Source organism: Nocardia blacklockiae, assembly GCF_015477355.1.
Taxonomy (GTDB): Bacteria; Actinomycetota; Actinomycetes; order Mycobacteriales; family Mycobacteriaceae; genus Nocardia; species Nocardia blacklockiae.
Window position 1 is genome coordinate 1,168,401 of the sequence record NZ_JADLRJ010000001.1, and the last position, 20,739, is coordinate 1,189,139.

The window sequence follows — 20,739 nt, forward strand, 5'->3', positions numbered from 1 at the left end:
TGCCCGGCGGCGCTTCCGGGTGATCCGCGCGCCGCGGCCGGGTCCGCAACCGGCTCGGCAGCAAGCGAATTGCCGGGCGGCGCGGCCCGCGCGGTACGGTGTCGGGCGCGAGGCGGGCACGAGCAGACAGGAGTGCGGTGGTGCGGCACAGCGTCCAGGCGGTCCTCGGCGCGAGCGTGCTGGCGGCCGCGCTCGCCGCCGCCGGGTGCGGGTCCGGCGACGAGAATCCGGACCCGGCACCGGTTCCGGCGACCACGCCGGCACTCACCACCGCCCCGGCCCCGGCCGCGCCGAGCGCGCCGCCCACCGCCGCCGGGCCGCCGACGGTGGACCCGTACGCCGGCAGCGCGCTGATCGAGGGCAGCGAGTGGAGCGAGGATCCCGACGGCCGCCGCCTGCGCGTGTATCCCAGCGCGGCCGGGCGCGCCGACACCTTCCCCGCCGCGCTGGACCGCGCCTGGGCCGAGGTGGTCGCCGCCGTGCCCGACGCCGACTCCCCCGGCATGTACGACCAGTTCAAATGTCATTGGGAGTGGGCGCGTCTGGTCGCGCCGGACAAGCCGAGCTGGAATCTCGAGCCGTGGCGTCCGGCGCTGGGATATCAGGGCACGGTGAGCGCGCGCTGCAATCCCGGCGGCCCGGATCCGGTCGGCAACTGAGGGATCAGAAGTCGTCGAGGTCGCCCATGTCGGCCGACAGCCAGTGCCGCGGGCGCATGTACACCGCGGACTGCGGGCCGAGCGTCTCGGCGAATTTCAGGTAGCCCGCGACCTTGTCGGGCGGCAGGTAGCGGCGCACCATCGCCTCGTGCACCGCGTCGGCGGCGGGGACGACGCGGGTGACCGGGCCCTCGACGGTCACGTATCGGACGGTCGGCTCCACGCGGTCGACCATCAGGCTGAAACGGCCCGCGGCCTCGATGAGTTCGAGCTTCTTGGAGGTGGGGCCGGTCAGCACCCACAGCTCGCCGCCGGGCACGTAGTCGTACCAGATCGGCACGGTCAGCGGCCCGCGGCCGGGCGCGGCGGCGACCGCCAGCGCGCCGATGTGCGGCTCGGACAGGAACTGTTCACGATCGCGCGCGGTCAATGCCATGCCCTCACGGTACCGCCCGATCCGCCGCTCGCCCGGCACGACGCGTGCGCCGGGTGAAACCCGTTGGCCGCGACCGCGTTCGAACACCTCGCGAAATGTGCGTATCGTTGAGAAGGTCGGATCGTTGGTGAGGTCGGAGCGTCACGACCCGAAGGGAGCGTCGCGGTGCGGTCAGCTACGTCTCGGACTGCCCCCGATCCCGCGTTCTCCCCGCAGGCGCTGCGCGAGCTGTTCCCCGCCCTGGCCGAGACCGCCGAGGTGTATCTCGACAGCGCCTCCACCACGCAGAAGCCGCGTCCGGTGATCGAGGCCGTGCACCGCTACCACAGTTCCCGCACCGCCAACGCCGGGCGCGGCAGCTATCCGTGGGCGACCACCCTCACCCGCGCCGTCGCCGACGTCCGCGCCCGCACCGCGCGATTCCTCAACGCCTCACCGGAGGAGATCGTCTTCACCGCGGGCGCCACCGCGGGCCTCAACGCCGTCGCGCTGGCGTGGGGGCTCGGCGCGCTCGAGGACGGCGACGAAATCCTGTACAGCCCACGCGATCACGCCTCCAACGTGTATCCGTGGCGGCAGCTGCAGGCCACGCTGGCGCGGTTCGGGCGCCGCATCCGGTTGGTGCCCTACCGGGTGACCGCGCTCGGCGAGGCCGACATCGACGACATCGCCGCCAAACTCGGCCCCCGCACCCGGCTGCTCACCGTGGCCCACCTGCATCACGTGTTCGGCGCGCGCACCACTCTCGAGGAGTTGCGCGGCCGCCTCGACGAGCGGGTGCTGCTGTGTTTCGACTGCAGCCAGAGCGCCGGGCACCTGCCGGTCGACGTGCGGGAGCTGGGCGCGGATTTCGCGGTGCTGTCGGCGCACAAGATGTTCGGCGCGCCCGGCACCGGCGTGCTGTACTGCGCGCGGCGCGTGCACGACCAGCTCACCGCGTTCCTGCCGGGCGGCAATTCCGCTGTGGCGGTGACGGAATGGGGGCTGGCGCCGGCGGCGATGCCCGAGCGGATGGAGGGCGGCACCCCCAATCTGCCGGGCCTGCTCGCTCTGGGCGCGGCGCTGGAGTTCCTGGACTCCGTGGGCCTGGACGCGGTCGCCGCGCACAACCGGGCGCTGACCACGCGGCTGATCGAGGGCCTGCGCGCGGCCCCGGGCCTGGAGTTCCTGCCCGGCCCGGGCTACGCGCCGTGCGAAACCGGTTACGGCACAGTGTCTTTCACCCTCGCCGGGATCGGCTCCACCGATCTGGGGTTCGTGCTCGCCGAGTCGGGGTTCCTCGTGCGCACCGGCGCGCACTGTGTTCCCGCGACCGGCGGCACGCCCGGCGGCGGCGCCGCCGATGATGATTCGGTACGGGTGAGCACGCACCTGTACACCACCGCCGAGGAGATCGACCGGTTCGTGCGGTGTGTCACCGCCATAGCCACGGAGGTCCGATGACAACCGACCAGGCGCATCCGCGCTACGACCGGCGCGCGGCCTCCCGGGTGCTGGCCGGGCTGGCCCGGCCGGGCCTGTTCGCCGATCCGCCCGCCCCCGCGCCGGCGCGGATCGAATACCTCTGTGCGCCGGTGCGTTCGGAGCCCAACAGTCACCTCACGCTGTCGCAGCGGATGTATCTGGAGCGGTTCATGCGGCCGTGCCGCCCCGACCAGGTCACCAGCGCCACCCACCGCATCGAGTGGACCGACTCCGACGGCGTCCCCAACACCGGCCACTTCCACGCCGGGGGGCTGGGCCCGATCGTGCCGATCGCGATGCGCGAGGCCGTGCTGGGCATGTGGCACGCCCTGGAAGCCGATTCCGCACTCGCGCAACGCATCGCGGGAATCTCGCGCCGCGACCGGGAGGTGCTCGCGGGCACCACCACCGACCACGACCCGCTCGACATCTTCCGCGTGGGCATCGAGGCGTGCGGGCGGGTGCTGGCCCAGCACGCGCTGCTGGCGCGCTGGACGCCGTATCGCACGCCGGTCGAATTCGCTTACGGCATGCGCGATTCGGGTATTTTCGCCGCGGTCGCGACCCGCTGGTTCTGGGAGTTGCAGGCCTCCACCTACCGGCGCGGCATGATCCCGGCGGCCTTCGCCCGCCAGCCCGACGGCACCGTGCGCTACACCGCCGACACGGTGGCGACCCTGCGGGCGATGAAGGACGCCACCATCACCGACGCGCACGCGGTGATGCGCCGCGCCACTACCACCGAGGGCCTGTCGGTGCCCGCGGCGATCGAGAAGTACCACGACGAACTCGATCTCATCTCGCGCCAGTACGCGCTGCTGGCGCCGGGCACCCGCCCGGCGTGCCTGGCCGCCACGGCCCACCAGGTCGACGGCGAGCACTACAGCGTGCTGCCGGGCGTGGTCGACACCTTCGTCGAGTCGTTCGCCGCCGCGGTCGCCGCGCTCACCGTGGTCGAGGTGCCCGGGGCGGCCGAGCCCGAGGGCGGCGACCTCGCGGCCGAGGACCAGATCTTCTACGTGCCCGACATGAACTGCAAGCATTGCGTGCGCACCATCACCGGGGTGCTGGAGTCGATGCAGATCCGCGTGCACGAGGTGGATCTGCTGGGCAAGCGGGTGGTGGCGGAGTTCCGCAGTCCCCGCAACCGCCATCGCGCCTTCGAGGCGCTGCGCGACGGCGGCTACAACCCGGTGCCGACGCGGCCCGCGGTGCAGCCCGCCGCGCGCCGCGGCACGGAAACCGCGGTATGAGCGCCCCCGTTCCCGCGCTGCCGGCGAAACTGCATCCGCTGGTGCGCGCGTTCCTCGACTCCCCCGGCGCCGCCGAGGACGCGGTGACCCGTTTCGGCTCACCCGCGCATCTGGTGTTCCCGCAGGTGTACGCGGAGAACCTGGCCCGGCTGCGCGCGGTGCTCGACCGGCGGCTGCCCGCGCACCGAATCTGCTACGCGCACAAGGTGAATCGGTCGCGGGCGTTCCTGCGCACCGCCGAGCACGCCGGGATCGCGGTGGACGTGGCCTCGGCGCAGGAACTGGCCGCCGCGGTCGACGCCGGGTTCGGTCCGGCACGCATCGAGGTCACCGGACCCAAGGGCGAGACGTTCCTGCGCGAACTGGTCGACGCCGCGGTCACGGTGAACGTGGACAACCTGTGGGAGCTGCGGCGGCTGGGCGAGCTGGCTGGGGAGCGGGCGCGGGTGCCGGTGCTGCTGCGCATGTCGGGTTTCCGGGCCACCGCGGTGAGCCGGTTCGGGATCGCGCTCGACGACGCCGAGCAGGCGCTGCGGCTGCTCGCCGCGCACGGCGAGCGGATCGTGTTGCGCGGCTTCGCGTTCCACCTCGATTCCGGGGAGCCCGCAGAGCGGGTGCGGGCGGTGGAGGCGTGCCTGGAGCTGATCGAACGCGCCTACTCCCGCGGGCTGGCGCCGAGCGTGCTCGACATCGGCGGCGGTTTCCGGCAGGTGTTCACCGCCGACCCCGACCGTTTCGACGCCTACGTCGCGGCGCTGCGGGAGGCGCTGCTGGGCCGCGGCGAGCCGATGACGTGGGGCGGCAACACCTTCGGGTTCCATCTCGACGACGCGGGCCTGCACGGGATCCCGGTGTTCCACAAGTACGCCAACACCGTGCCCGCGACCCGCATGCTCGACGATCTGCTCGCCGCCCCGCTCGACGCGCACGGCGGCCGCACCGTCGCGCAGGTCGCCACCGAGAACCTGCTGGAGCTGTGGCTCGAGCCGGGCAAGGCGCTGGTCGACCACGCCGGGATCACCGTGTCCCGCGTCGAATTCGTCAAACGCGCCGCCGACGGCAGCGTGCTGGTCAATCTCGACCTCAGCCGCGACACCGTCACCCCGGCCGACCAGGAGGTGATGGTGGATCCGATCATCGTGCCCAGCCGCGCGCACCGCGACCTGCCGGCGCGCGGCGCCGAGCCGGGCCCGGTGGGGGTGTTCTTCGCGGGCCGACTGTGCCTGGAACGCGACCTGATCACCAATCACAAGGTGTGGCCGGCGCGGCAGCCGCGGCCCGGGGACCTGGTGGTGTTCCCCAATACCGCCGCCTACCACTCGGATCTGTCGGCAGCGGCCGCATCGATGCATCCGCTGCCGCCGAAACTGGCGGTGGCGCACCGGTCCGGCGCGTTCGAGGTGTGCCGCGACCGCGACTACGAGCCCGCCCCGGTCACCGGGTACGCGACCGCCGCCGGGCAGCCCGGTTCCGGGACGGCGTGATGGCCTACGACCACATCACCGAACTCATCGGCAACACCCCGTTGCTGCGCCTGGACCCCGCGGTGCACGGCCTGCACAATGTGCGGCTCTACGCGAAGCTGGAGTCGCACAACCCGTTCGGGTCGGTGAAGGACCGCGTCGCGTGGGGCATGATCCGCGACGACCTGGCCGAGATCAGCGCGCGCGGCCAGACGCTGATCGAGGCGTCCAGCGGCAACACCGCCAAGGCGCTGCGCATCCTGGGCGCGCTGCACGGGGTCGGGTTGCGCGCGGTCACCAACCGCATCAAGGTCGCCGAGGTGCGCGAGCTGCTGGAGCTGTTCGGCACCGAGATCGAGGAGCTGCCGGGGCTGTCGGAGTGCCCGGATCCCACCACCCCCAACGACGTGTACTCGGTGATCGAGTCGACGATGGCGAAAAGCCCCGGCGCCTACCATCATCCGTCGCAGTACACCAACGAGAAGAACATCGAGGCGCACTATCACGGCACCGGCCGCGAGATCCACGAGGACCTCGCCCGCGACGGCGTGCACCGCGTCGACTATCTCGCCGGCGGCCTGGGCACCACCGGCTCCACCCGCGGCACCGCCACCTATCTGCGCAAGCACAATCCGGAACTGCGGGCGCTGGCGGTGGTGTCGGAACGCTCGGATTTCATTCCCGGCATCCGCTCGGAGACCGAGATGTGGGAGGTGGGCCTGTTCCGGCCCGACTTCTACGACCGCGTCCTGACCGTGGACTCCGCGCGCGCCATCGAGGCCACCCTGGAGCTGGCCACCGGCTACGGCGTGCTGGCGGGCCCGACCAGCGGCGCCACCTACGCCGCGACCCTGGATTTCCTGCGCTCGCTGGACTATTCGACGATCGCCACCGATACGCCCGTGGTGGCGGTGTTCATCGTCTGCGACCGCCTCGAACCGTATCTGTCCTACATCCGCAAGCGCCGCCCGGATCTGTTCGGCCGCACCGGTTCCCGTGCCGCGCCGCCGACGGCGCAGGAGCTGGCGGCGGTGCCGGCGCTGTCGCCGGACGCGCTGGCCGAGCTCGACGCGACCGCACGCCCGACGATCGTCGACACCCGCGGCGCGATGGCCTACCGGATCGGGCACGTGCCCGGCGCGCTGAACATCCGCGACGACCAGCTCGACGACATGCTCGCCCACGGGGTGCCGTTCTCGCGGTCGCGGCCGGTGGTGTTCGTGTGCCCGGTGGGTGAGGTGTCGGCACGGTTCGCGGCGCTGGCGCGGCGCGCGGGCTACGACGCGGCGAGCCTGGCCGGCGGCATCGTGGCCTGGCGCGACGCGGGCCTGCCGATGGAGTCCGCGCCGCGCTGAGCGCGGTTCACCGGTCGCGGCGGGGCAGGTGGTGCTGACGGATGTGCTCGGTCATCGCCTCGGCGATCGGCGCGGGCGGCGGCGCGGCGGGCGCGGCGGCGGTGCGCGCGTCGTGCGAGATCCGCATCAGCAGCGCCACGATCACGTAGTTGGCCAGCAGCGACGAGCCGCCGTAGGACATGAACGGGGTGGTGAGCCCGGTGAGCGGGATCAGTTTGGTGACGCCGCCGACCACCACGAACAGCTGCCAGCCCAGCGAGAACGCCAGCCCGCCGCCGAGCAGTTTGCCGAACGCGTCGCGGGTGGCCAGCGCGGCGGTGAACCCGCGCACGGTCAGGACGGTGAACAGCAGCAGGATCGCGGTGAGCCCGATCAGGCCCAGTTCCTCGCCGAGGGTGGAGACGATGAAGTCGGTCTTGGCGAAGGGCACCTCCTGCGGGCGCCCGCCGCCGAGCCCGGTGCCCGACAGGCCGCCGGTGCCGAGCCCGAACAGGGCCTGGGCGATCTGGTAGCCGTTGGTGTAATAGGTGGCCATCGGGTCCTGCCACACCCGCACCCGCACCCGCACGTGCCCGAACAGGTGGTAGGCGATGACCGCGCCGACGGCGAACATGGCGATCCCGATCAGCAGCCACGACGCGCGCCCGGTCGCGATGTAGAGCATGGCCAGCACGGTGCCGAACACCAGCAGCGAGAAACCCAGGTTCTTCTCGTACACCAGCACCAGCACCGACACGAACGTCACCAGCAGCAGTGGCCCGAGATCGCGCAGCCGCGGCACGGTGAACCCGAGCAGGCGAGTGCCGGCGGCGGTGAAAAGGTCGCGGTGGGCGACCAGGTATCCGGCGACGAACACCAGCAGCAGCACCTTCGCGAACTCGCCGGGCTGAATCGAGAAGCCCGACAGCATGATCCAGCTCTTGCCGCCGTTGACCTCGCTGAACCGCGCCGGCAGCACCGCCGGGATCAGCAACAGCACCAGACCGGCGAGCCCGCAGGTGTAGGCGTAGCGGGCGGGTTGCCCGTGCTCGCGCACCACCGCGAGCAGCAGGGTGAACAGCGCGATCCCGCCGGCGGTCCAGACCAGCTGGTGCGGGGCGTCGGGCGAGGGCGCGGCCTTGCCCAGGGCGGCGGCGGTGGCGGTCTCGGCGCGGTCGAGCCGGTCGATGAACACCAGCCCGAGCCCGTTGAGCACGGTGACGCAGGGCAGCAGCACCGGGTCGGCCTTGGGCGCCAGCCGCCGCACCGCCAGATGCGCCAGCAGCACCAGTCCCGCGAACACGGCCAGCGCCCACTGCAGCGACCCGCGGCCCTCGCCGCCCGCGGCCGAGGACACTCCCAGCGCGGCCACCGCGACCAAGGCGATGGCCGCCGCGCACAGCACCAGTTCGGCGCGGCGCGGGTGGCGGCGGCCGATCGGCCCGGACACCGCCGCGATCGGTCCCGACGGCGGCCTGTCCCGAAACGCGCTCACGCCCACCAGTATGCGTGCCGCGGCGCGGCGGCCGGCCACGGTCGAGGACCGCGCCGAGCCCCTCCTCGAGGTCGGCGACAGTCCACTGTCGAGCCCCCGCGGCGGTGGTTCCGACCGGTCGGCGAGGCGGGCGAATTCGGCTCGGGGCGAACCGATCGCGCTGGTCGCGGCGGGTGCTGGCACGATGGTCGGGTGCATATCGCTGTCGGATTGGTGATCCTGGTCGCCGTGGCGGTCGCGCTGGCGGCGCTGGCGCGCCGGCTGGGCATGGCCGAGCCGCTGCTGCTGACCGTGGCCGGGGTCGTCGCCTCCTATCTGCCGTTCATCCCGCAGGTCGACATCAACCCGGAACTGGTGCTGCTGGGTCTGCTGCCGCCGCTGCTCTACACTGCGGCGATCAACACCTCGCTGATCGAGTTCCGGCCGAAGAAGCTGTCGATCGCGCTGCTGTCGGTGGGTCTGGTGCTGTTCACGACGTTCGCGGTGGCCGCGGTGGTGTGGCGGCTGCTGGGCGTGCCGTTCGCGGCGGCGGTGGCGATCGGCGCGGTGGTCGCGCCGCCGGACGCGGTGGCCGCGATCGCGGTGGCGCGCCGGGTCGGGATGCCGCGGCGGATCGTGACGCTGCTCGAGGGCGAGTCGCTGTTCAACGACGCGACCGCGCTGGTGTCGCTGCGCACCGCGATCGCGGCGATGGCGGGCAGTTTCAGCGTGTGGCAGGCCGGCGGCGACTTCTTCTACGCCGCGGGCGGCGGCGCGCTGATCGGGGTCCTCGCGGCCGCGGTGCTGGCGGTGCTGCGCCGGCGCATCACCGATCCGGTGCTCGACACCAGCCTGTCGCTGCTGGCCCCGTTCGCGGCGTACCTGCCGGCCGAGGCGGCGCACGCGTCTGGAGTGATGTCGGTGGTGGTGTGCGGGCTGATCCTGGGGCAGGGCGCGCCGGTGTGGCAGACCGCGGCCTCGCGCATCGCCGAGCGCACCAACTGGCACACCATCCAATTCCTGTTGGAGAGCGCGGTTTTCCTGCTGATCGGGTTGCAGGTGCGCCACATCGTCGAGGACGCCTGGAACAGCGGCCTGGACCACGGCACGATCGTGGGCACCTGCGTCGCGGTGCTGTGCACGGTGGTGGTGGCGCGGCCGGTGTGGGTGTTCCCGGCCACCTACTTCGCGTGGTTCGTCGAGTCGCGGCGACGCGGCTATCCGCGCCCGGCGTGGACGGGCCCGGCGGTGGTGTCGTGGTCGGGGATGCGCGGGGTGGTGACCCTCGCCGCGGCGCTGCTGCTGCCCGAGGACACCCCGGAACTGGCGACGCTGAAGCTGCTCGCGCTGGTGGTGGTCGGCGGAACGCTGCTGGTGCAAGGTGTTTCGCTGCCGATGCTGGTGCGGGTGCTGCGGGTGCGCGGGCCCAGCCGCGCCGAGGACGCGCTGGCGGAGGCGAATCTGCTGCAGCAGGCCACCGCCGCGGGCCTGGCGGAACTGGAGGCGCAGGTGGTGGCGGAGACGCCGCCGGAGGTGGTGGCGGCGCTGCGCGATCGGGTGTCGCGGCGGGTGTTCGCGGCGTGGGAGCAGCTGGGGCGCGCGGAGTCGGTGCGGATCACCCCCAGCGGCGAGTACCGGCGGCTGCGGCTGGCGATGCTGCGCGCCGAGCGCGCGACCGTGCTCGAGGTGCGCGACGCGGGCGCGGTGGATCACGAGGTGCTCGCGCACGTGCTGGCGGCGCTGGACATGGAGGAGTCGACGATCGACCGGGTGGTGGAGGTCGACGACGAGCCCTCGGGCCCGTTGCGGGCTGCCGGCGCCGGGGACTGCGAGCATCTGCGCGAGGCGCCGCACACCGCCGCGCCCGACACCCCCGACTGCTGCGCCGAATGCGTCGCCGAGGGCATGACGTGGGTGCATCTGCGCATGTGCCTGACCTGCGGGCATGTCGCCTGCTGCGACTCCTCGCCGGGCAATCACGCCAGCGGCCACTTCCGCGCGACCGCGCATCCGGTGATGCGCAGCGTGGAGCCGGGCGAGAAGTGGCGCTGGTGCTATGTCGACGAACTGCTCGGCTGAGGGCCGTTAGGGTGGGCGCGTGCACACAGGTCAGGACTCCGCCGACGCCGAACCGCGCCTCTGGGGCGGGACCACGCTCACCGAACGCCGCGAGGCCCGCCGGGCCGCGCTGCTCGAGGCCGCGCTGGATCTGATCGGCGAGGCGGGCGCGGGCGCGGTGACGATGCGCGCGGTGTGCCGCACCGCCACTCTCACCGACCGCTACTTCTACGAGAGTTTCAGCAGCCGTGACGATCTGCTCGACGTGCTCTACCGGCAGGTGGCCGAGGAGTTCCTGGAGCCGATGACCGCCTTCGCCGCCGCCGACAGCCCCGCGCGCGACCGGGAGCTGGCGACGGTGCTGGTGGACAAGGTGCTCGAGGATCCGCGCAAGTCGCGGCTGTTCCTGGTGGAGCCGTACTCGAGCACGGGGCTGGGGCAGACCACGATCGCGGTGATGCCCTCGTTCACGCGGCTGATCCAGGACCACCTGTTCCGCCACATCGAGGATCCGGTGCGGCGGCGGATGGCGGCGGTGACGATGGCCTCGGGCAACGCGGGCATGTTCTCGGCGTGGCTCAACGGGTCGCTGAAGGTGACGCGCGAGCAGGTGGTGGAGCATCTGGTGGCGGTGATCACCGCCTACCGGTCGCTGTACCGCGACTGAATCGTTCTGCGGCGCAACCGGTTTCAGCGGGGCTTGCGGGCGGGCTCCTGGGTGGCGGCGGCGCGCAGGCGGGCCTCGAGGCCGTCGAGCACGCACAGCAGGCCGAAGTCGTAGGCGACCATGCGCGCGGTGTTGGGATCGGTGGGCATGAGGTCGCGGTAGTCCGCGAGCATCTCCGGGTAGTCGGGCGCCACCTGTTCGAGGGTGGCCATGGCGTCGTCGTAGTCCCAGTCCTCGCCGGGCGCGGCGCGTTTGAGGCTGATCTCGGGAACCACCTGCCCCAGCACGAAACTCATCACCATGCCCGAGGCGAGATAGATGTCGAGGCCGGTGAATCCGGCCTGCACGAAGGCGCGGCGCAGCCGGTCGCTGAGTTCGAAGGCCTTGGGCCCCACCATCGGCATCTGCCCGATGAGCCCGGCCACCCACGGGTGCTCGAGCATGGTGGCGCGCAGGCTGTAGACGAAGGTGGTGATCACCTCGCGCCACGGCGCGTGCTCGGGTTCGGGGATCCGCACCCAGCCCCAGAACTCGTCGAGGGCCAGTTCCAGCAGGTCGTCCTTGTTCGCGACGTGCCAGTACAGGCTGGTGGCCCCGGCGTTGAGCCGGGCGCCGAGTTTGCGCATGCTCAGCGCCTCGAGCCCCTCGGCGTCGAGCAGTTCCAGGGCCGCGGCCACGATCTGGTCCCGGCTCAGCCCGGCGCTGCGGGACGGGCGCGGCGGGCGGGTCCACACCGACGAGAACTTCTTGGCCACCTGCTCACCCTAAATCACTGGCACACCGTTCGAGTTTATCGTACGGTGTGCGAGTGGAATCGAACACTGTACGAGATCCGGCGGGCGCACCCGCCCGCGATCCGCGCCGCTGGTGGATCCTGGCGGTCCTGTGCCTGTCGCTGCTGGTGCTGATGATCGACGGCACCGTCCTCAATCTCGCCATCCCCTCGCTGATCCGCGAGCTCGGCGCGAGCCCCTCCGACATCCAGTGGATCCTCGACGCCTACATCCTGGTGTTCGCGGGCCTGCTGCTGACCGCGGGCGCGCTGTCCGACCGGTTCGGGCGGCGCCGAATGCTGATCACCGGGCTCGCGGTGTTCGGCGTGGCGTCGGCGGTGGCGGTGCTGTCGAGCGAACCGTGGCAGGTGATCGCCGCACGCGCGGCCATGGGCGTCGGCGGCTCACTGCTCATGCCCTCGACGCTGTCGATCCTGATGACCACCTTCGCCGAGGACGAGCGCCGCAAGGCCATGGCCGGCTGGTCGACGGTGTCGATGGTCGGCATCGTGCTCGGCCCGACGCTGGGCGGCTTTCTGCTGCAGCACTTCTGGTGGGGATCGGTGTTCCTGCTCAACATCCCGGTCGCGCTCGTGGCGATCGCGGCCGCGGTGGTGCTGATGCCCGAATCCTTCGGCGAGCAGCGCCCGGTGGACCTGATCGGGGTGGGCCTGTCGGTGGTGGCGCTCACCGCGACGGTGTACGTCATCATCGAGCGGGAGTGGAATGTTGCGGTCATCGCGCTGGCCGCCGTGGCCGCCGCCGGATTCGCCTACTGGGAGCACCGTTCCCCGCATCCGATGCTGCCGCTGGGCGTATTCCGCAACCGCGACTTCACCGGCACCTGCCTGACCCTGCTGCTGATGGTGTTCGGCATGGGCGCCGTCCTGCTGATGCTCACCCAGTATCTGCAGTTCGTGCTCGGCTACACCCCGATGAAGGCCGGATTCGCGCTGCTGCCCTACGCGGTGGCCGCGGCGGTCTGCAACGGGCTGGGCGCCACCCTGGGCAAGACGCTGAGCAACAAGACGCTCATCGTGTCGGGCCTGCTGGTGATGGGCGCGGCGTTCGCGGTGCTGGCCACCGCCGAGAGCTACCCGTGGGTGCTGGTGTCGATGCTGGTGATGGGCGTGGGCGGCGGCCTGGCCGGCCCGTCGGCCTACGCCTCGATCATGAGCGCCATCCCGCTCGAGCACGCCGGGGTCGGCTCGGCCATGAACGACACGCTCCAGCAGGTCGGCCAGGCGCTGAGCATCGCGGTGCTGGGCAGCGTGCTGGCCGGGGTGTTCACCTCGCACATGCCCGCCGACCTGCCGGCCGCGGCGCGCGACAACATCGGCGCCGCACTGCAACTCGGGTTCACCGATCCCGCGAAGGCGGCGTTCACCACCGCCATGCACTACGGGTCGTGGATCAGCGCCGGATTCGCCGTGGCCGCGGCGGCCCTCGGGCTGATCCTGCTGCGCACCCGCAAGCCGCTCCAGGACGCGCGGCCGGAGACGACCCCGGTCGCCTGAACGCACCGCGCCCGCCTCCGCCGTCGCGGCGGAAGCGGGCGCGGACGCGAAATACTCAGTGCCCCATCATCACCGGGGCGTCGGCGACCGCCTCGGGATTCGCCGGTTTCCGGCGCGACAGGAACGCCGCCGGGACCAGCGTGGCCACCACCAGCACCACCGCGACGACGTAGGTGTGGGCGAAGGCGCTCGCGGCCTGCGACAGGCCCTCGCCCACCGCGCCCGGCGGCAGCTTCGCCGCGATCGAGGCGTCGAAGTTCGAGGCGATGGCGACCTGGGCGAACTGCTTGTCGTTGAGCAGGTTGGTCAGCACCACCGACATCGTGGCGGTGCCGATCGACGCCGAGGTCTGGTTCACGATGTTCATCAGCGTCGACCCGCGCGCCACCTGCTGGTGGGTGAGGGTCTGGATGGCCGCGGTCATCGTCGGCATCATGGTGCAGCCCATGCCCAGACCGGTCACGAACAGCGCCGCGCCCATCGCCCAGTAGGAGGTGTCGGCCTCGAGCTGGGTGAAGAACACCATGCCCACCGCGATCACCGCGATACCGGTCATCACGATCTTGCCGGGCCCGATCTTGTCGACCAGCCGCCCGGCGATCGGCATCGTCAGCATCGCGCCCAGACCCTGTGGGGCCAGCAGCAATCCGGCGTGCAGCGCGCTCTCGCCGCGCACCTGCTGCAGGTAGCTGGGCAGCAGCAGGCCCGAGCCGAAGAACGCCACCGCGAACAGCAGCATCGTCAGCACCGCGAAGGTGAGGTCCCGGTTGCGGAACAGGTGCAGGTCGATCAGCGGGTGTTCGGTGCGCAGCGCGTGCAGCACGAACAACACCAGCAGCACCAGCCCGGCCGCCGCGGGAATCAGCACCTTGGCCGACGCCACGGTGTGCTCCTCGGGAATCGAGGACACGCCGTAGAGGAACAGCGCCAGACCGGGCGAGGCCAGCAGCATGCCGAGGAAGTCGAAGGACTGCGAGGGCTCGGGCCGATCGGATTCGAGCACCACGAACGCCAGGGTCAGCGCGATCACGCCGATCGGCACGTTGATCAGGAAGATCCACTGCCAGTGGAACCCGATCAGCCAGCCGCCCAGGATCGGGCCCAGGATGGGGCCGAGCAGCATCGGCACGCCCATCACCGCCATCACCCGGCCCACCCGCTGGGGCCCGGCGGCGTGGGTCATGATCGTGATGCCCAGCGGCATCAGCATGCCGCCGCCCAGACCCTGGATGATGCGGAAGGCGATGAGCGAGGGCATGTTCCACGCGGTCGCGCACAGCACCGAGCCGAGCACGAAGAACACCAGCGCGAGCATGTAGAGGCGTTTGGTACCGAATCGGTCGGCCGCCCAGCCCGTCACCGGGATGACGCTGGCCAGCGCGAGGGTGTAGCCGGTCATCGCCCACGCGGCGATGGCGTAGCTGGCGTCGAATTCGGTCTGGAACTTCGGAATGGCGACGGTGACGACGGTGATGTCGAGAATGGACATGATCGCGCCGAGCACGACCACACCGGCCACCTTGAACACGGCGGCGTCGAGCTTGTCGGATGCCGGATCCGACTGCGGCCCGGGAGTATCCGGAGGAGTAGTCACCGCTTCAGCCTGCCAGGCTCCGGATCGAATGACCAGCGTAATTCCGAAACCGGACGTTCGACCACAATGGGTCCCCCGCACTCGACGGTAGGCTGAACGACCACTGTTGTACACCGTTGCCCGGCAAGGAGTTCCCGCCGATGACCGACCCGGTGCAGGGCTCGACCGGTACGCTCACAACGCCGATCCGGGGCGCAGACATGCTCGGGGAGGTCCTGGTCGCGATCCGAGGGGGAACCGAAATCTACATCGCGCGCGCCGCCGAACCGCTCGACGCCGGCACCACCGTGCTCGTCGTGCAGGTCAACCCCGGCCGCATCGTCGATGTCGTGCCCTGGGTGCCGCTCGATCTCGGGCCGGGTGGGGCTACAACGAAATAGCAAGGGAGACAACAGTGCTGGGGTACCACGTGCCCGATCCCGACGAGGCGATGCTGGTCAGCGGCGGACGCGCCGCCGACAACGCGCCGTTCCGGGTGGTCATCGGCCGCGGCAATTGGGTCGTGCCGTTCTTTCGCAAGGTCAGCTACCTGTCGCTGGCCATGTTCGAAGCCGAGATCTCCGAACGCTGCGTCACCAAACAGGCGATCCAGCTCGACGTGCGCGCGGTCATCGCGTTCAAGGTCGCCAACGACACCGCCTCGATCGTCAACGCGGCACAACGATTCCTGTCCGAACAGGAACGCGAGATGTCGGTGCTCACCGGCCGCATCTTCTCCGGGCACCTGCGCTCGATCGTCGGCTCGATGACCGTCGAGGAGATCATCCGCGAACGCCAGAAACTCGCCGACGAGGTCCTGGTCGCCTCCAAGGTGGAGATGAGCAACATCGGCCTGTGGGTCGACTCCTTCCAGATCCAGTCCATCGACGACGGCAACCTCGGCTACATCTCCGCGCTGTCCGCACCGCACAACGCCGCGGTCAAACGCGACGCCCAGATCGCCCAGGCCCAAGCCGCCCAGGCCGCCGCCGAGGCCGAACAGGAATCCGCCCGCAAACAAGCCGAATACGCCCGCGAAACCGCGCTGCTGCGCGCCCAATACCAGCGCGACATCGACAAGGCCAACGCCGAGGCCGCCCAGTCCGGGCCCCTCGCCCAGGCCGTCGCCCTGCAGGAAGTGCTCACCGCGCGCGCCGAACAAGCCCGCAAGGAAGCCGAACTGCGCGAACAGCAACTGCAGGCCGAGGTCGTCAAACCCGCGCGCGCCGAAGCCGAACGAGTCCGCATCCTCGCCGAGGCCGAAGCCGACCGCACCCGCATCCAGGCCGAGGCCGCCGCCTCCAACAACCGCATCGCCCTGGACCAACTGCTCATCGAACAACTCCCCGAAATCGTCAAACAAGCAGCTCAAGGCCTGTCCAACGCCAACCTCACCGTCCTCAACGGACCCGACGGGGTGGGCGAACTGGTCAACGGCATGGTCGGGCAGGGGTTGACCGTCTTCAACTCCCTGCAAAAAGCTCTTTCCTCCGACAACGACCAGCAGGCCGGTTAGAGTGACCCCAGCATGGGACTGCGACGAGGAGCGGGTGTAGGTGTCCATCGGGAAATTGGTGTCCTTCGATAGTTCTCGGGGATTCGGCTTCATCCGCCCGGAAGACGGTGGCCCCGATGTGTTCGTCCACGTCAACGACATCGGACTCGACGAGGACGAGCTGCGACAGGGACGGGTGTTCGAATTCGAGGTGACCGAGGGCGACCGCGGACCCAAAGCGGTCAACCTCACCGCGGTCGGCGGCCAACCGGCACCGGCCGCGCCACCGCGCCACCGCAACCGCGAACGCAACTCCGGCCAGCTCACCGCCGCCGAACACCGGCGACTGATCACCGAACTGCTGCTGGACGCCAGCCCCGCGCTCACCGCCGGGGAAATCCTCACCATCCGCGACCGGCTCACCGCCTTCGCCGACCAGCACGGCTGGCTGGAGAACTGAGGAATCGGGCATACGATCTTGCTGAACAGTTGCGGGCGATGAGATCCCGTCGCCCGCACCGTCGGTATGGGTGAGACCGACCTTCAGGAGGATCGTGTGGACCTGCCCGTCATGCCACCCGTCAAGCCGATGCTCGCCAAATCGGCCTCGGACCTGCCCCGCGACCCCGACCTGTACTACGAACCCAAATGGGACGGGTTCCGGTGCATCGTGTTCCGCGACGGCCCCGAGGTCGAACTGGGCTCCCGCAACGACCGGCCGCTGACCCGGTACTTCCCGGAACTGGTGGAATTGCTGGGCAAGGCGCTGCCCGACCGCTGCGTCGTCGACGGCGAGATCGTCGTCGTCACCGAACAGGGCCTGGACTTCGACACCCTGCAGCAACGCCTGCACCCCGCGGCCTCCCGCGTCAACAAACTCGCCGCCGAGACCCCCGCCAGCTTCGTCGCCTTCGACCTGCTCGCCCTCGGCGACGACGACCTCACCGAACGCCCCTTCGCCGAACGCCGCCGCATCCTCGAAACCCTCGTCGCCGGCACCTACGAACGCCTGCACCTCACACCGCTGACCTCCGACCCCCAGCTCGCCCGGGACTGGTTCACCCGCTTCGAGGGCGCCGGCTTCGACGGCGTCATGGTCAAGGCCAAAGACCTCCCCTACCTGCAGGACAAACGCGTCATGGTGAAGGTCAAACACGAACGCACCGCCGACTGCGTGGTCGCCGGATTCCGCTGGCACAAAGACGGCCGCGGCGTCGGCTCGCTGCTGCTGGGCCTCTACGACGACGACGGCAACCTGCACCACGTCGGCGTCGCCAGCAGCTTCACCGCCGCACGCCGCACCGAACTCGTCGACGAACTCGCCCCCCTGCGCGAAAACGCCCTCGACCACCACCCGTGGCGCAGTTGGGCCGACGCCGCTGCGCAGGCCAAGGCCGACGGCAAGATGCCCGGCGGCCTCAGCCGCTGGACCGGCGGCAAGGACCTGTCCTGGGAGGCATTGCGCCCCGAACTCGTCGCCGAGGTCCGCTACGAACACGTCATGGCCGGCCGACTACGCCACGGCGGCCGCCTCGTCCGCTTCCGCGACGACCGCACCCCCGAATCCTGCACCTACGCCCAACTCGACGAGGTCGCCCCCGCCGAACTCGCCGACATCTTCGCCGAGGCCAAGAAATGAGCGCCGCCGTCGAGATCGAGACCGACGGCAGAACCGTCTCGATCAGCAACCCCGACAAGATCTACTTCAGCAAACGCGGCGAAACCAAACTCGACCTCGTCCGCTACTACCAGGCCGTCGCCGAACCGTTCCTGCGCACCGTCCGCGACCGGCCAGTCCTGCTCGAACGCTACCCCGACGGCGCCGGCGGCAAATCCTGGTTCCAGAAACGCGTCCCCAAATCCGTGCCCGACTGGCTGCGCACCACCGTCGTGTCCACCCCCAACGGCACCACCAGCGACGCCCTCGTCGCCGCCGACCTCGCCCACATCCTGTGGGCGGTCAACCTGGGCTGCTTGGGATTCCACGTCTGGCCCACCCACGCCGACGCCGCCCCCACCCCCGCCGCGCCCGAAGTGTTCGACGCCGCCGGGCAGCCCCTGCCGCCCACCGGCGTCACCGACGAGCTGCGCGTCGACCTGGACCCCTCCCCCGGCACCACCTTCGACGACCTGCGCGAAACCGCCGCCCTGACCCGCGACCTGTGCGCCGAACTCGGCATCGACGCCCGCGTCAAGACCTCCGGCTCCCGCGGCCTGCACCTCTACATCCTGCTCGAACCCCGCTGGGACGGCTACCAGGTGCGCGCGGCCGCCGTCGCCCTGGCCCGCGAACTCGAACGCCGCCACGGCGACCTCATCACCGCCCAGTGGTGGAAGGAGAACCGCGGCCGCCGCATCTTCGTCGACTACAACCAGAACGCCCCGCACCGCACCGTCTTCGGCGCCTGGTGCGTGCGACCCAAGGTCGGCGGCCAGGTCTCCACCCCGCTGTCCTGGGACGAACTCGACACCGTCGACCCCGACGCCCTCACCCTCGCCACCGTCCCCGCCCGCGTCGCCGAACGCGGCGACCCCTGGGCCGACCGCACCCCGCAATCCATCGAACCACTGCTCGAGATGTCCGCCCGCGACCGGAAAGCCGGGCTCATGGACGCACCCTGGCCGCCGGTCTACCCGAAGATGCCCGACGAACCCCCGCGCGTCCAGCCCAGCCGCGCCCGCAAGGACTGACCCCTAACCCGCGCCCTCGACCCGCGGGAACGACCGGGTCACCAACGTCAGCAACATGTCCGCCAGCAGATGGTGCACCTGCGCACGCGACAGACTGCGGCGCGTGATCCATTCCCGCCCAGCGGCTTTCACCAGCCCGCCGTAGGCGCGCACCAGCGCCCGCAGCTCCCCGCTGTGCTCGGACTCCGCCAGCCCCACCATCTCCAGCAACCGGTCGGCCGCCGCGTCGTCGGCCTCGTCGAGGATGCGCTCCACCTCCGGATCGTCGCCGATGCCCTCGTGCCCGGTCACCTTCACCCACGTGCTGCCGTGCTCACCGATGGTGTCGAGCAACCACGCCACACTCGCCTCGACCCGCTCACGCGGCGTCCCCGTCGGCACCACCATGTGATCGGGACGCGGCAAGGTCACCATCCGGCGCACCACCGCCAGATACAGATCGCGCTTGTTGCCGAAGTAGTGATTGATCAGCCCGCGCGCCACCCCCGCCCGCTGCGCCAGCTCCGCGGTCGACACCGCCGCGTACGGGCGCTCACCGAACATCTGGATCGCGCACTCGAGAATCTGCGCACGCCGTTCGTCGGGTTCGAGCCGGCGCCGCGGGGCCGACGGCGCCGCGGCGTGCCGGATTTCGTCTTCGGTCTCAGAGTGAGCGGGCAATGAGATCCTTCATCACCTCGTTGGAGCCGGCCAGGATGCGCAACACCCGTGCGCCCGTATACAGCTGGGAGATCGGGTACTCCGTCATATATCCATAACCACCGAACAGTTGCAGACAGCGGTCCACCACAATACCCAACTGGTCGGTAAGCCAGTATTTCGCCATGGCGGCGGTCGGAATGTCCAGCTCACCACGCAGATGCTTGACGATCGCGTCGTCGAGGAACGTCCGGCCCACCTGCGCCAGCGTCTTGCACTCGGCCAGTTCGAATTTCGTGTTCTGCATCGCGAACAGCGGCTTGCCGAACGCCTCGCGGCCCTTGGTGTACTCCACCGTCAGCTCCACGGCCTTCTCCATCATCGCCACCGCCATGATCGCGGTGACCAGCCGCTCCTGCGCCAGCAGCTGCATCATCTGATAGAAGCCCTGACCCTCGGCCTCGCCCAGCAGATTCGCCGCCGGCACCCGCAGGCCGTCGAAGAACAACTCCGCCGTGTCCTGCCCCTTGCCGCCGATCTTCGACAGGATCCGGCCCCGCGTGAAACCCGGCGTGTCGTCGCCCACCTCCGCGAAGATCAGCGACACCCCGGCCGCGCCCTTCGTCGGATCGGTCTTGGCCGCGATGATGATGCCGTCGCACAGCCAGCCGTTGGAGATGAAGATCTTCGACCCCGTGATGACGTACTCGTCGCCCTCGCGCACCGCACGGGTCTTGATGTTCTGCAGATCCGACCCCGTGCCCGGCTCGGTCATCCCGATCGACAGCACCATCTCACCACTGGCCGCCTTCGGCAGCACCCGCCGCTTGAGCTCCTCGGACCCGAACTCGTGCAGATACGGCGCGATGATCGACGAATGCACCGGCATGCCCAGCGCGCCGTCACCCTGGAACGTCTGCTCCTCGATGATCGCGGCCTCGTGCGCGAAAGTGCCACCGCCGCCGCCGTATTCGGCCGGAATCGCGGCGCACAACAGACCCAGCTCGCCGGCCCGGCGGTACAGCGCACGATCGGGATGGCCCTGCGCGACGAACTTCTCCTCGTGCGGGACGACCTCCTTGACGAAGAACTCCCTCGCCAGATCCCGTACGGCCTCGACCTCGTCGTCGCTCCATGGGGTGCGCGCCATCATTGTTGCCCTTCGTCTCGTGCCCGGCCACCCACCGGCCCTCCGAGCACCAGCGTGGCCGACTATTGGCGCAATGTCAACAACCCCCCGATA

General features: G+C 70.6%; 19 protein-coding genes. 13 read left to right on the plus strand and 6 right to left on the minus strand.

What is annotated here, in order from left to right; genetic code table 11:
- Positions 1-140 precede the first annotated feature (140 nt).
- Positions 141-659: a DUF2599 domain-containing protein gene (locus IU476_RS05140; protein ID WP_324193871.1), complete on the plus strand. Its 519-nt coding sequence runs from the start codon at positions 141-143 to the stop codon at positions 657-659.
- Between the two features lie 4 nt (positions 660-663).
- On the opposite strand, the gene IU476_RS05145 is transcribed toward IU476_RS05140, so the two are convergent.
- Positions 664-1,095: a pyridoxamine 5'-phosphate oxidase family protein gene (locus tag IU476_RS05145; protein WP_195096997.1), complete on the minus strand. Its 432-nt coding sequence runs from the start codon at positions 1,093-1,095 to the stop codon at positions 664-666.
- Positions 1,096-1,260: 165 nt separating this feature from the next.
- Between IU476_RS05145 and IU476_RS05150 the strand changes: the two genes are divergently transcribed.
- From IU476_RS05150 to IU476_RS05165, 4 genes are read left to right on the plus strand one after another with little or no spacing between them, the layout of a single operon-like run.
- A complete protein-coding gene (locus tag IU476_RS05150) occupies positions 1,261-2,538 on the plus strand; it encodes an aminotransferase class V-fold PLP-dependent enzyme (protein WP_324193872.1) in 1,278 nt (425 codons plus the stop codon).
- Complete coding sequence (locus IU476_RS05155; protein ID WP_195096998.1) at positions 2,535-3,812, plus strand: heavy-metal-associated domain-containing protein; 1,278 nt, start codon at positions 2,535-2,537, stop codon at positions 3,810-3,812. The genes IU476_RS05150 and IU476_RS05155 overlap by 4 nt, the downstream gene beginning before the upstream one ends.
- Entirely contained in the window at positions 3,809-5,296 is a 1,488-nt protein-coding gene (locus tag IU476_RS05160; protein ID WP_195097000.1) for an alanine racemase, read from the plus strand. Before IU476_RS05155 ends, IU476_RS05160 begins: the two co-directional genes overlap by 4 nt.
- Positions 5,296-6,630 carry a pyridoxal-phosphate dependent enzyme gene (locus tag IU476_RS05165; protein WP_195097003.1) on the plus strand — a complete coding sequence of 445 codons (1,335 nt, stop codon included), beginning with the start codon at positions 5,296-5,298 and terminating at the stop codon, positions 6,628-6,630. Before IU476_RS05160 ends, IU476_RS05165 begins: the two co-directional genes overlap by 1 nt.
- A gap of 7 nt (positions 6,631-6,637) precedes the next feature.
- Here IU476_RS05165 and IU476_RS05170 read toward each other — a convergent pair whose 3' ends face one another.
- Positions 6,638-8,110 carry an FtsW/RodA/SpoVE family cell cycle protein gene (locus tag IU476_RS05170; RefSeq protein ID WP_195097533.1) on the minus strand — a complete coding sequence of 491 codons (1,473 nt, stop codon included), beginning with the start codon at positions 8,108-8,110 and terminating at the stop codon, positions 6,638-6,640.
- A gap of 186 nt (positions 8,111-8,296) precedes the next feature.
- Here IU476_RS05170 and IU476_RS05175 point away from each other — a divergent pair, with 186 nt between their 5' ends.
- Both IU476_RS05175 and IU476_RS05180 read left to right on the plus strand, forming a co-directional pair.
- On the plus strand, positions 8,297-10,162 hold the full coding sequence (locus tag IU476_RS05175; protein ID WP_195097005.1) for a Na+/H+ antiporter: 1,866 nt from the start codon (positions 8,297-8,299) through the stop codon (positions 10,160-10,162).
- A 19-nt stretch (positions 10,163-10,181) separates the two neighbouring features.
- The gene (locus IU476_RS05180) at positions 10,182-10,808 is read left to right on the plus strand and encodes a TetR/AcrR family transcriptional regulator (protein WP_195097007.1); all 627 of its coding nucleotides are present in this window, start codon (positions 10,182-10,184) and stop codon (positions 10,806-10,808) included.
- A 23-nt stretch (positions 10,809-10,831) separates the two neighbouring features.
- On the opposite strand, the gene IU476_RS05185 is transcribed toward IU476_RS05180, so the two are convergent.
- Complete coding sequence (locus IU476_RS05185) at positions 10,832-11,563, minus strand: TetR/AcrR family transcriptional regulator C-terminal domain-containing protein (RefSeq protein ID WP_195097009.1); 732 nt, start codon at positions 11,561-11,563, stop codon at positions 10,832-10,834.
- 53 nt (positions 11,564-11,616) lie between these two features.
- Here IU476_RS05185 and IU476_RS05190 point away from each other — a divergent pair, with 53 nt between their 5' ends.
- Positions 11,617-13,098, plus strand: a complete 1,482-nt coding sequence (locus IU476_RS05190) for an MFS transporter (RefSeq protein ID WP_324193873.1) — start codon at positions 11,617-11,619, stop codon at positions 13,096-13,098.
- Between the two features lie 55 nt (positions 13,099-13,153).
- On the opposite strand, the gene IU476_RS05195 is transcribed toward IU476_RS05190, so the two are convergent.
- The gene (locus tag IU476_RS05195) at positions 13,154-14,692 is read right to left on the minus strand and encodes a DHA2 family efflux MFS transporter permease subunit (protein ID WP_195097011.1); all 1,539 of its coding nucleotides are present in this window, start codon (positions 14,690-14,692) and stop codon (positions 13,154-13,156) included.
- 140 nt (positions 14,693-14,832) lie between these two features.
- Between IU476_RS05195 and IU476_RS05200 the strand changes: the two genes are divergently transcribed.
- From IU476_RS05200 to IU476_RS05220, 5 genes are all read left to right on the plus strand, one after another.
- Positions 14,833-15,072: an NfeD C-terminal domain-containing protein gene (locus tag IU476_RS05200; protein ID WP_195097013.1), complete on the plus strand. Its 240-nt coding sequence runs from the start codon at positions 14,833-14,835 to the stop codon at positions 15,070-15,072.
- 14 nt (positions 15,073-15,086) lie between these two features.
- Positions 15,087-16,187, plus strand: coding sequence for an SPFH domain-containing protein (locus IU476_RS05205; RefSeq protein ID WP_195097015.1), 1,101 nt, complete (start codon positions 15,087-15,089; stop codon positions 16,185-16,187).
- A 40-nt stretch (positions 16,188-16,227) separates the two neighbouring features.
- The gene (locus tag IU476_RS05210) at positions 16,228-16,626 is read left to right on the plus strand and encodes a cold-shock protein (RefSeq protein ID WP_324193874.1); all 399 of its coding nucleotides are present in this window, start codon (positions 16,228-16,230) and stop codon (positions 16,624-16,626) included.
- A 96-nt stretch (positions 16,627-16,722) separates the two neighbouring features.
- The gene (locus IU476_RS05215; RefSeq protein ID WP_195097018.1) at positions 16,723-17,805 is read left to right on the plus strand and encodes an ATP-dependent DNA ligase; all 1,083 of its coding nucleotides are present in this window, start codon (positions 16,723-16,725) and stop codon (positions 17,803-17,805) included.
- Positions 17,802-18,857: a DNA polymerase domain-containing protein gene (locus IU476_RS05220; protein WP_195097020.1), complete on the plus strand. Its 1,056-nt coding sequence runs from the start codon at positions 17,802-17,804 to the stop codon at positions 18,855-18,857. Before IU476_RS05215 ends, IU476_RS05220 begins: the two co-directional genes overlap by 4 nt.
- A gap of 3 nt (positions 18,858-18,860) precedes the next feature.
- Here the strand turns inward: IU476_RS05220 and IU476_RS05225 are convergent, their stop codons facing one another.
- Positions 18,861-19,517, minus strand: coding sequence for a TetR/AcrR family transcriptional regulator (locus IU476_RS05225; RefSeq protein ID WP_228823005.1), 657 nt, complete (start codon positions 19,515-19,517; stop codon positions 18,861-18,863).
- Positions 19,501-20,646, minus strand: coding sequence for an acyl-CoA dehydrogenase family protein (locus tag IU476_RS05230; RefSeq protein WP_195097022.1), 1,146 nt, complete (start codon positions 20,644-20,646; stop codon positions 19,501-19,503). Before IU476_RS05230 ends, IU476_RS05225 begins: the two co-directional genes overlap by 17 nt.
- Between the last annotated feature and the right edge of the window lie 93 nt (positions 20,647-20,739).

Coding starts and splice junctions, on each gene's coding strand:
- IU476_RS05145 (WP_195096997.1), bottom strand. CDS start 1,095: ATGGCATTGACCGCGCGCGATCGTGAACAGTTCCTGTCCGAGCCGCAC.
- IU476_RS05155 (WP_195096998.1), top strand. CDS start 2,535: ATGACAACCGACCAGGCGCATCCGCGCTACGACCGGCGCGCGGCCTCC.
- IU476_RS05160 (WP_195097000.1), top strand. CDS start 3,809: ATGAGCGCCCCCGTTCCCGCGCTGCCGGCGAAACTGCATCCGCTGGTG.
- IU476_RS05165 (WP_195097003.1), top strand. CDS start 5,296: ATGGCCTACGACCACATCACCGAACTCATCGGCAACACCCCGTTGCTG.
- IU476_RS05200 (WP_195097013.1), top strand. CDS start 14,833: ATGACCGACCCGGTGCAGGGCTCGACCGGTACGCTCACAACGCCGATC.
- IU476_RS05220 (WP_195097020.1), top strand. CDS start 17,802: ATGAGCGCCGCCGTCGAGATCGAGACCGACGGCAGAACCGTCTCGATC.
- IU476_RS05230 (WP_195097022.1), bottom strand. CDS start 20,646: ATGGCGCGCACCCCATGGAGCGACGACGAGGTCGAGGCCGTACGGGAT.